General features: G+C 59.0%; 7 protein-coding genes. 4 read left to right on the top strand and 3 right to left on the bottom strand.

Annotated features, from left to right (window positions below; all coding sequences use genetic code 11):
• The first annotated feature begins 21 nt into the window (after window positions 1–21).
• Window positions 22–1,074 carry an AI-2E family transporter gene (locus H035_RS0112875; protein WP_022949381.1) on the top strand — a complete coding sequence of 351 codons (1,053 nt, stop codon included), beginning with the start codon at window positions 22–24 and terminating at the stop codon, window positions 1,072–1,074.
• 32 nt (window positions 1,075–1,106) lie between these two features.
• On the opposite strand, the gene H035_RS19655 is transcribed toward H035_RS0112875, so the two are convergent.
• The 3 genes from H035_RS19655 to H035_RS0112860 are packed head-to-tail and all read right to left on the bottom strand — an operon-like array spanning window position 1,107 to window position 5,820.
• Window positions 1,107–2,600: a SpoVR family protein gene (locus H035_RS19655; protein WP_022949380.1), complete on the bottom strand. Its 1,494-nt coding sequence runs from the start codon at window positions 2,598–2,600 to the stop codon at window positions 1,107–1,109.
• A 33-nt stretch (window positions 2,601–2,633) separates the two neighbouring features.
• Window positions 2,634–3,896 carry a YeaH/YhbH family protein gene (locus H035_RS0112865; protein ID WP_022949379.1) on the bottom strand — a complete coding sequence of 421 codons (1,263 nt, stop codon included), beginning with the start codon at window positions 3,894–3,896 and terminating at the stop codon, window positions 2,634–2,636.
• A 1-nt stretch (window position 3,897) separates the two neighbouring features.
• Entirely contained in the window at window positions 3,898–5,820 is a 1,923-nt protein-coding gene (locus tag H035_RS0112860; protein ID WP_022949378.1) for a PrkA family serine protein kinase, read from the bottom strand.
• A gap of 291 nt (window positions 5,821–6,111) precedes the next feature.
• Between H035_RS0112860 and H035_RS0112855 the strand changes: the two genes are divergently transcribed.
• Genes H035_RS0112855 through H035_RS19650 form a run of 3 tightly spaced genes read left to right on the top strand, consistent with a single transcriptional unit; the run spans window position 6,112 to window position 10,126 of the window.
• The gene (locus H035_RS0112855; protein WP_022949377.1) at window positions 6,112–6,456 is read left to right on the top strand and encodes an STAS domain-containing protein; all 345 of its coding nucleotides are present in this window, start codon (window positions 6,112–6,114) and stop codon (window positions 6,454–6,456) included.
• Window positions 6,449–6,871, top strand: a complete 423-nt coding sequence (locus H035_RS0112850) for an ATP-binding protein (protein WP_022949376.1) — start codon at window positions 6,449–6,451, stop codon at window positions 6,869–6,871. Before H035_RS0112855 ends, H035_RS0112850 begins: the two co-directional genes overlap by 8 nt.
• A gap of 3 nt (window positions 6,872–6,874) precedes the next feature.
• The gene (locus tag H035_RS19650) at window positions 6,875–10,126 is read left to right on the top strand and encodes an NAD-glutamate dehydrogenase domain-containing protein (RefSeq protein ID WP_022949375.1); all 3,252 of its coding nucleotides are present in this window, start codon (window positions 6,875–6,877) and stop codon (window positions 10,124–10,126) included.
• Window positions 10,127–10,141: the final 15 nt, after the last annotated feature.

Genomic DNA, 10,141 nt, shown 5'->3' with positions numbered 1-10,141 from the left:
CGATATCAGCGGAGAAAACCAATGAAGTCAAGATGGTCGTGGCTGTTGATTCCCCTGGGGGTAGGGGGGCTGATCTATCTTTTGGCGCCCATTCTCACCCCCTTTGTCGTCGGAGCGTTGTTGGCCTATCTGGCCGATCCGGTCGCGGACCGTTTGGAGCGCTGGAAACTCAGTCGGACTGCGGCGGTGTCGGTGGTGTTCGTCGGATTGGCGTTGATCCTGAGCGTGGTGTTGTTGATTCTGATTCCCGCCCTGGAAAGACAAGTCTCCCAGTTTTTAAGCGATCTGCCCCGTTATCTGGCCTGGATCAGGACCTCCTTGGTCCCGTGGCTGGAAAGTCGCTTGCAAGTGAATATCGCCGAGTACGACCCGGCCGACGTCATCGAATTGCTCAAGCGCGACTGGCAGCGTGCCGGCGGCATCGCCGCCTCGGTGGCCGGCTCGATCAGCCGTTCGGGGGCGGCGATCATCGGTTGGCTGATCGACGTCTTGTTGGTGCCGGTGGTGATGTTTTATCTGTTGCGGGACTGGGATCGGTTGATGAGCAACATCGCCGATTTGATTCCGCGCGCCAATCTGCCCGTCGTCGCGCGTTTGGCGCGCGAATCCGACGAGGTGTTGAGCGCGTTTTTGCGCGGCCAGCTCTCGGTGATGTTGGCTTTGGGATCGATTTACAGCATGGGTCTATGGGCGGTGGGTCTCAATACCGCTCTGGTGATCGGTATGATCGCCGGCTTGATCAGTTTCATCCCTTATCTGGGAACCTTCGTGGGTGTCATCCTGGGCGTGCTGGCGGCCTTGGTGCAGTTCCAGGATGTCTGGCACGTGATTTTGGTTCTGCTGGTATTTTGGGCCGGACAGATACTCGAAGGCATGGTGCTCACGCCCCTGTTGGTGGGCGATAAGATCGGCCTGCATCCGGTGATGGTGATCTTCGCGGTGATGGCCGGAGGGCATGTGTTCGGCTTTCTAGGGGTGCTGTTGGCGCTGCCGGCGGCCTCGGTCGTCATGGTGTTGGTGCGCCACATCTACGACCTCTATAAGGACAGCGCGTTTTACGATGATGTGGAATAGTAGGGGCGAACACATAGGTTCGCCCCGACGGGTCAGCCGCACTCGTGACACGCCTTGACCCGCCCGTGGGGATCGACGGTTTCCAGCCGGACCTTGAAGCTCCACAGACGGTGGATATGCCTTAGCATTTCCTCCGCGCTGTCGCCCAGGGGGCGGCGCTGATGTTGGCTGTGCCTCAAGGTCAACGAGCGGTCGCCGCGGGTATTCACCGACCAGACCTGGATGTCCGGTTCCAGGCTGCCCTGGTTGTATTGTTCCGACAAGGCGTGACGGATGGCTTGATAACCGCCTTCGTCATGGATGGCGCTGATCTCCAACTCGTCATCCGCTTCTTCGTCCAGGACGCTGAACAGATGAAAATCGCGAATCACCTGGGGGGAGAGGTATTGGGCGATGAAGCTGTCGTCCTTGAAGTTGCGCATGGCGAAGTCCAGCGTTTCCAGCCAGTCGCTGCCGGCGATTTCCGGGAACCAACGCCGGTCCTCCTCGGTGGGGTTTTGGCAGATCCGCTGCAAGTCCCGATACATGGCGAAGCCCAAGGCATAGGGGTTGATGCCGTTGTAGAAATCGTGATCGAAGGGCGGTTGGGCGATGACATTGGTGTGGGCTTCGAGAAACTCGAGCATGAAGCCGTCGGTCACCAGTCCTTCGTCGTAGAGGCGCTGCATGATGGTGTAGTGCCAGAAGGTGGCCCACCCCTCGTTCATTATCTTGGTGTGGCGCTGGGGGTAAAGATATTGGGCGATTTTGCGTACGATGCGGATGATTTCTCGTTGCCACGGCTCCAATAACGGGGCGTTCTTTTCGATGAAGTAGAGCAGGTTTTCTTCCGGCTCGGACGGGTAGCGGTCGGCTTTTTCCTCGGTTCGGGTGGTTTTTTCCGGTACCGTTCGGCGCCAGAGTTCATTGAGCTGGGATTGCAGGTATTCGGCGCGTTCTTTTTGACGCTGGCGTTCTTCGTGCGCCGAAAGCGGGGACGGTTTACGGTAGCGATCCACCCCGTAGTTCATCAAGGCGTGGCACGAGTCGAGAATTTCTTCCACCGCGTCTTCCCCGTAGCGCTGCTCGCATTCGGCGATATAGTGCTTGGCGAACACCAGATAATCGATGATGGCGTCGGCGGCGGTCCAGGCCTTGAAAAGGTAATTGTTCTTGAAGAAGGAGTTGTGGCCGTAGCAGGCATGGGCGATCACCAAGATCTGCATCATCGTGGTGTTTTCTTCCATGAGATAGGCGATGCAGGGGTTGGAGTTGATCACCAGTTCGTAGGCCAGTCCCATTTGGCCGCGTTTGTAGTGTTTTTCGATGGATAGGAATTGCTTGCCGAAGGACCAATGATGGTAATACACCGGCAGACCGCAACTGGCGTAAGCATCCATCATCTGTTCCGAAGAGATGATCTCGATCTGGTTGGGATAGGTGTCGAGCCCGAAATCGGCGGCGATGCGCGCGATTTCCGCGTCGTATTGCTTCAGCGAATCGAAGGTCCACTCGGAGCTGGTGGAAATGGGTGTCTTTGTACTCATGCCCGGTTCACCGTCACGTTGGGAAAGATCCGATTACCCCTTCACGCCCTTCTTCTTGAACAGTTCGCGAAACACCGGATAGATGTCGGCCGGCTCGTCGATCGCCTGCATGGCGAAATTGGGCCAACGGCGGGCGATTTTCTCGTACTCCTGCCATAGCCCCAGGGGATATTCGTTGTCGATCTCGATGTAGGCGTAATATTGCAAATAGGGAAGAATCTCCGCGTCCAGGAGATGGCCGCAGTTGCCCGAATCCTCGGGCCAGTTGTCGCCGTCGGATGCCTGGGCGGCGTAAAGGTTCCAGTCTTGGCTGGGATAGCGCTCGCGCATGATCTCGCGCAGCAGCTCCAGGGCGCTGGAAACCACCGTGCCGCCGGTCTCGCGCGAGTAGAAGAATTCTTCCTCGTCCACCTCCTTGGCCACCGTATGATGGCGGATGAACACCACGTCGGTGCGCTCGTAATTGCGCGACAGGAACAGGTATAAGAGCAGGAAGAAGCGCTTGGCCAGGCTTTTCTTGTACTGGTCCATGGAACCGGAAACGTCCATCAGGCAGAACATCACCGCCTGGGTGGTGGGCTTGGGCACCTGGATGCGGTTGCGGTAGCGCAGGTCCAGGGTGTCGAGGAAAGGAACGGCGGCGATTTTGGCCTTCAAGTGCTCGATTTCCCGGCGCAGCTCAATCAGCTCGTTCTCGCCGGCGCCGGCCGCTTGCAGGCTTTCCAGCTCCGCCTCTAGTTCCCGTAGTCGGCGGCGCTTGGCGGTGGTCAGGGCGATGCGGCGGGCGTGGGCTTCTTTCAAGGACCGGATCACGTGCAGGTTGGGGGGGATGCCGTCCTTGCTGAAGCCGGCCGGTATGCTCCGTTGGGAAACTTCCTGGGCCAGCTTGGTTTTGATCAGATCCGGCAGTTCCAGGTCCTCGAAGAAAAACTCCAGAAATTCGTCCCGGGAAAGTTCGAACACGAAGTCATCCATCCCTTCGCCCTGATTGCTGGCGCGGTTCCCCCGGCCTTCCCCTCCCTGGGGACGGGGAATCCGGTCGCCGGTGATGAATTCCTTGTTGCCGGGATGGACGCCCTCCCGCCGTCCCCCGGGACCGTGGTGGAAGGTCGGCTCGGACAGATCCTTGGCGGGAATGGTGATTCGTTCGCCGCTTTCCGTGTCGGTCACCGAGCGCCCGTCCACGGCGTCCGCCACCGCCTTGCGGATTTGTTTGCGGAAGCGATGCAGAAAGCGCTGCCGGTTGACGGCGCTTTTGTGTTTGGGGTTGAGGCGGCGGTCGATGATCTGGGACATATCAGGTCGATTTCCTCACACGTAGATACCATTCGCTCAGCAGGCGGACCTGCTTGGGGGTATAACCCTTCTCCACCATGCGGTTGACGAAGTCTTCGTGCTTTTTCTTGTCCTCCGCCGAGGCCTTGGCGTTGAAGGAGATGACCGGCAATAGTTCCTCGGTGTTGGCGAACATCTTCTTCTCGATTACTCTACGCAGTTTTTCGTAACTGGTCCAGGCGGGATTGTTGCCGGCGTTCTTGGCCCGCGCCCGCAGCACGAAGTTGACCACTTCGTTGCGGAAGTCCTTGGGGTTGCTGATCCCGGCCGGTTTTTCGATCTTCTCCAATTCCTCGTTGAGGGCACGGCGGTCGAAGATTTCGCCGGTGTCGAGATCGCGGTACTCCTGATCCTGGATCCAGTAGTCGGCGTAGGTGACGTAGCGGTCGAAAATGTTCTGACCGTACTCGGCGTAGGATTCCAGATAGGCGGTCTGGATTTCCTTGCCGATGAAGTCGATGTAACGCGGGATCAGGTATTCCTTGATGTAGCGCAGATAGCGCTCCTCGGTTTCCGGGGGGAACTGTTCCTGGATGATCTGCTGTTCCAAAATGTACAGGAGATGCACCGGGTTGGCGGCCACCTCGGAATGGTCGAAGTTGAACACCTTGGACAGGATCTTGAAGGCGAAGCGGGTGGAAAGCCCTTCCATCCCTTCGTCCACCCCGGCGAAATCCTTGTACTCCTGATAGGATTTGGCGCGCGGGTCGGTGTCCTTCAGGTTTTCCCCGTCGTAGACCTTCATCTTGGAATAGATGCTGGAATTCTCCGGCTCCTTCAGGCGCGAGAGGTTGGCGAATTGGGCCAGCATTTCCAAGGTGTAGGGAGCGCAGGGCGCGTTTTTGAGGGAGCTGTTGCGGAGCAGCTTCGAATAGATCTTGACTTCCTCGGATACCCTGAGGCAGTAGGGCACCTTGACCACATAGATTCGGTCGAGGAAGGCCTCGTTGTTTTTGTTGTTCTTGAATTGCTGCCACTCGGATTCGTTGGAGTGGGCGAGAATGATGCCCTCGAAGGGAATTGCCGGCAATCCCTCGGTCCCCTTGTAGTTGCCCTCCTGGGTGGCGGTCAGAAGCGGATGCAGCACCTTGATCGGCGCCTTGAACATCTCCACGAATTCCATCAGGCCGCGGTTGCCCCGGCACAGGCCGCCCGAGTAGTTGTAGGCATCCGGGTCGTCCTGGGAATAGGTCTCCAGCTGGCGGATGTCCACTTTTCCCACCAGGGAGGAAATGTCCTGATTGTTCTCGTCCCCCGGTTCGGTCTTGGCGATGGCGCGTTGGTTCAGAATCGAGGGATAGAGCTTGACCACCCTGAATCGGGTGATGTCGCCGCCGAATTCGTGCAGCCGTTTGCTCGCCCAGGGCGACATGATGGGACTGAGGTAGCGGCGCGGGATGCCGTACTCCTCCTCCAGGATGGGGCCGTCTTCGGAGGGGGAGAACAGTCCGAGGGGATTTTCATGGATGGGCGATCCCTCGATGGCGTAAAAAGGGACCTTTTCTATCAGGCTCTTGAGCTTTTCCGCCAGGGAAGATTTGCCCCCGCCCACCGGGCCCAGAAGGTACAGAATCTGTTTGGCTTCCTCCAGCCCCTGGGCGGCGTGACGGAAATAGGCAACGATCTGCTCGATGGTCTCCTCCATGCCGTAAAACTCGGAGAAGGCCGGATAGCGCTTGATCACCTTGTTGGCGAAAATCCGGCTCAGGCGCGGATCTTGCCGGGTATCGATCAGCTCGGGCTCGCCGATCGCCAGCAGAATCCGCTCGGCCGGCGAGGCATAGGCGCTCGGATCGTCGCGGCAAATTTCCAGATACTCTTGGAGGGTGTATTCTTCCTCTCGGGTGGTTTCGTAACGGGCGCGGTAGTGGTCGAAGATCCCCATGGGTTCCTCCTCATATATTTCAAAACAACGAGCAATCTGGGATGGCGTGATGTGACCCCGGTGCCTCTATCTTGGCGCGCTTTGCGGGCCAACGCAAACTTAAAGCCAGGGTAAAGAGCGAGATGGTAACGATGTCACGTTAGTGAGACCCTTCCGATGGAAGGGGGTTCCATCAATTTCGGGAATCGGCGGCGGGTTTTGGTTGTCTACGAGGCATAAGGATACCCGGATTGCAGTCTGTGAAAAACTGTCATAAGCTTCCTGTTGACAAGTGTAGATTAAGGGTGAGTCATGCGACTGGAAACCGACAAGTACCGGCACTGGATGGTGATCCATATTCGCGAGCCTCGCGTGGACGCACACAATTCCGACACCCTTAAGGACTATTTTTTGAAGCTCATGGAAAACGGTGAGAAGCATCTGGCGGTCGATTTGAAGGAGGTGCGCTTCATCGACAGTTCCGGTCTAGGCGCGCTCTTGTCCGGTTATAAAAACGCCAATCTTCATCAAGGGGCGCTGGTGTTGGCCGGATTGCAGCCCCGGGTCAAGGAGATGTTCGAGCTGACTCGCCTGAGCCGGGTGTTCGATATCTATGAAGGCATAGATGAAATCATCAGCGAAACACGCCATGAGTGACATCAATCTGGACCTGGTGGTCCCCAACCAGACCCGCTACCTGAGCCTGATCGGCAGTATCGGCGAGATCATATCCCGGGAGGATTTGGAGCTGTATCAGGGCGATCGGGACGCCATGGCCTATCATCTGAATTTGGTCCTGACCGAAGCCTTGGCCAATGTCATCAAGCACGCGCATAGCGAAGACACCCATCAGACCGTTCGCGTCGAGATCCATATCGACTCCAGGCAACTTTGCATCCACGTCTACGATCAAGGCCAGGGCTTCGATTTGGAATCCTTGCCCGAAACCCCGCCGGATGCGCTGGCGGATGAAGGACGCGGTCTGTTTCTGATCCGTAGCTTGATGGACGAGGTGGAATACCGGCGCGGCGAGAAAGGCAATGTCCTGATCATGAAAAAACGGCTGTCTTGAGCGATGGGGGCCTGGGAAACGGAATTCGAAGCCTTGGCGGACCCCGAGATGGCCGCCCGTTACCGGGATGCCTTTCCCGGAGCCTATCGGCGCGTGGTTAGTCCGCGCCAGGCGCTGCGGGATATCCGTTTTATCGAAGGTTGCTCGGCACCGTCGGGGGTGGATCTATGGCCGGAAGCCCCCCGTCCTTGCCTTAGGTTTTATCTGCGTCAAGCCAGCTATCTGGATGAATGGCTGCCGCTCCTTAAAAATCTGGGCTTGAGAGTGGCCGATCAGCGCAGTTTCCGTATCCATGCGCCGCAAGAGACGATCCACCTGCGTTGTTTCCAAGTGGAGGACCCGAGCGGCCGGGAGCGTTTGACCGCCGCCCGCGAGGGCGTGCTGGGGCTGTTGGCCGCGATCTTGGCCGGTCGGGTCGAAGACGATCCCTTGAACGGCTTGGCGCTCGGAGCCGGGCTCGATTGGCGCCGGATCGACGTGCTGCGCGGCTATCGCAATTACTACCTGCAACTGGACGGACGCGGCAGCCGGGAAAGCTTTCATCGGGCGTTGCTGGATTACCCGGAAGCGGCGCGGCTGCTCTGTGAGTATTTCCGTATCCGCTTCGATCCCGGCCTTGCCTGGCCCACGCTGACCGAGCGCGAAGAAGAGGGGCTTTTGCCGCTGCGCTTGCAGCTCCAAGAAGTCTTGGCCGGCGTGGATGACCTCCATGCCGACCGCTTGCTGCGAATGGTGTTCAATTTGATCGATGCCACGGTGCGGACCAATTTTTTCCGTCCCGGCGCCGAGGACCGATTCGCTTTCAAGCTCAGCGGCTTGGGCGTGATCGAGATGCCGGCTCCCCGGCCCTTGTTCGAAATCTATGTCCATCACGCCACCATGGAGGCGGTGCACCTGCGCGGCAGCCGAGTGGCGCGGGGCGGTATCCGCTGGTCCGAGCGGCGGGAGGATTTTCGCACCGAGATTTGGGAGCTCATGCGAACTCAGATGCTCAAGAACGCCTTGATCGTCCCCGAGGGCGCCAAGGGCGGGTTCGTGGTCAAACGGCCGAATGCCGCTCCCTCCGATCTCAAGCATGCCTACATCAACTTCATGCGCGCCCTGTTGGATTTGACCGATAACCGGGAGGACGGCCGCGTGGTTCACCCGCCCGGGGTGCTTTGCTACGACGGCGACGACGATTATCTGGTGGTGGCGGCCGACAAAGGAACCGCCCGCCTGTCGGATACCGCCAACCAGGTGGCGGCGGACTATCAATTCTGGCTCGGAGACGCCTTCGCCAGCGGCGGTTCCCACGGCTACGATCACAAGCGATTGGGGATCACCGCCAAGGGCGCTTGGGAATGCGCCCGACGCCACTTTCGCGAATTGGACCGCGATCTGGATCGAGAAACCGTGACCGCCATCGGGATCGGCAGCATGGACGGCGATGTGTTCGGTAACGGGCTTCTCATGTCTTCGCGCCTGAAGCTGTTGGCGGCCTTTTCCGGGCGCTATATCTTCCTCGATCCCGACTCCGACCCCGAGGTTTCCTATCGAGAGCGCAAGCGCCTGTTCGAAGAGGCGGCCGACTGGGACCGCTACGACCGCTCCCTGATCTCCGAGGGGGGCGGCGTTTGGTCGCGGGAGGCCAAGGAAATCCAGCTTTCCCCCCGGGTGCGGCGCTGGCTCGGTATCAGACAGACGACCTTGGACGGCGAGCGCTTGATGCATTATTTACTCACCGCCGAGGCCGATCTGCTTTGGCTGGGAGGGATCGGCACCTACGTCAAGGCCGAGGAGGAGAAAAACGAAGCCGTGGGCGATCCCGGCAACGACGGCGTGCGGGTGGATGGCCGGCAGCTCAAGGTGTCCGTGGTGGCCGAGGGCGCCAATCTCGGCTTCACGCAAAAGGGTCGGATCGAATATGCGCTGAGTGGCGGCAAAATCAATTTGGATGCCATCGACAACTCCGGCGGCGTGGATCTTTCCGATCACGAAGTCAATTTCAAGATTTTGCTCGATCAGCTCCAACGGGCGGGTAAGCTGGAGGATACCCCCCACCGGTGGCTGGACCGGATCAGCGAGGCCGCGGTGGCGCACGTTTTGGCGCACAACGCCGGCCAGGGGTTGGGAATATCCTTGGAGGCGGCGCGGTCGCGCCGGGACGTGGCGCCGTTTTTGAGGCTGGCCGATCGGCTGGAAAACGCCGGTCTCCTGGACCGAATCGCGGAGGATTTCCCCGGCCGGGAGACGGTGATGGCCCGTTCCCAAGCCGATCTTACCCGGCCCGAGCTGGCGGTCCTCTCTTCCCACGCCAAGATGCAGCTCAAGCAGGCCTTGCTGGCGCGTCCGGATTTTCTCTGTCAGGATTTTTTACACTCCTGTTTGATGGGTTATTTCCCCCCCGTTCTTGCGGAGCATTTCGGCGAAGAAATTGTTTGCCACCCCTTGGCGCGGGAGATTACCGCCACCTGTTTGAGCAATTTTCTGATCGACCGGGCCGGGGTCACTTTTCTGACCTGGGTGGAGGATATCGGCAGCTCCCTGATCGAGTCGGCGGTGGGTTTGTATTTGACCTTCGATGCCGTGATCGAAGGTCAAGCGCTGCGCAAGGCGCTTCTGGCCCGGGAAGGGCCCTTATCCACGCAGAGCGTGTACGTCTGGCTGCTGCGGGTGGAGGAGGCCCTGGCGTTGTGCTGCCGCTGGTTTTTGGAGCAGGGAAGACGAATCGAGCCGGCCGCGGAAACCCTTGCCCGCTGTCGGGATGATTGGCAAATTTACACCCGCCAACTGTCCCTTTCGATGGAAGAGCGGGAAGCGGCCTATTTGCTCGCCGAAGGTTTGCCGGAGGCATTGGTGCAACGGCTGATGCAGCTGGACAAGATACGGGAATTCCCCGTGTTGGTGGGGTTGACCCTGGATTTGGAAGGCGATTTCGCCGAGGTGGCGCGCATCTTCCGGGAAGTGGCCGAATTCTTGGGGGTGCCGGGATTGCTCGATCTGCTGGCCAAGGTCGCGGTCCGTTCCGAAGGCGAAAGTCGACTCCAAAATACCCTGGAGGAACGTCTCGAAGGGGCGTGCGCCCGGATTGCCCGCTTTATGGTCAAGGACGGACGAGCCATTGGCGATTTGCTACGCTGTCCCAATTGCCTGCAGAAATTCACCCGTTTCCAGCGCTTGGGCCGGGAGATCGAGCTTTGCCCGCCGGGAGATCTGACCCTTTTCGCCGCCCTGACCCTGGAGCTGGAAGGGGTTTTGGATAGCCTGGATTAAATTTATAAAAAAACA

The sequence above is a fragment of the Methylohalobius crimeensis 10Ki genome, from assembly GCF_000421465.1.
Taxonomy (GTDB): Bacteria; Pseudomonadota; Gammaproteobacteria; order Methylococcales; family Methylothermaceae; genus Methylohalobius; species Methylohalobius crimeensis.
The sequence above is the reverse complement of the archived record's forward strand: the minus strand, read 5'-3'. Positions and strand labels throughout refer to the sequence as shown.

Bases quoted from the DNA above. Each gene is read 5' to 3' on its own strand.
- H035_RS19650 (WP_022949375.1), top strand. From the start codon at position 6,875: ATGGGGGCCTGGGAAACGGAATTCGAAGCCTTGGCGGACCCCGAGATG.
- H035_RS0112860 (WP_022949378.1), bottom strand. From the start codon at position 5,820: ATGGGGATCTTCGACCACTACCGCGCCCGTTACGAAACCACCCGAGAG.
- H035_RS19655 (WP_022949380.1), bottom strand. From the start codon at position 2,600: ATGAGTACAAAGACACCCATTTCCACCAGCTCCGAGTGGACCTTCGAT.
- H035_RS0112855 (WP_022949377.1), top strand. From the start codon at position 6,112: ATGCGACTGGAAACCGACAAGTACCGGCACTGGATGGTGATCCATATT.
- H035_RS0112865 (WP_022949379.1), bottom strand. From the start codon at position 3,896: ATGTCCCAGATCATCGACCGCCGCCTCAACCCCAAACACAAAAGCGCC.
- H035_RS0112850 (WP_022949376.1), top strand. From the start codon at position 6,449: ATGAGTGACATCAATCTGGACCTGGTGGTCCCCAACCAGACCCGCTAC.
- H035_RS0112875 (WP_022949381.1), top strand. From the start codon at position 22: ATGAAGTCAAGATGGTCGTGGCTGTTGATTCCCCTGGGGGTAGGGGGG.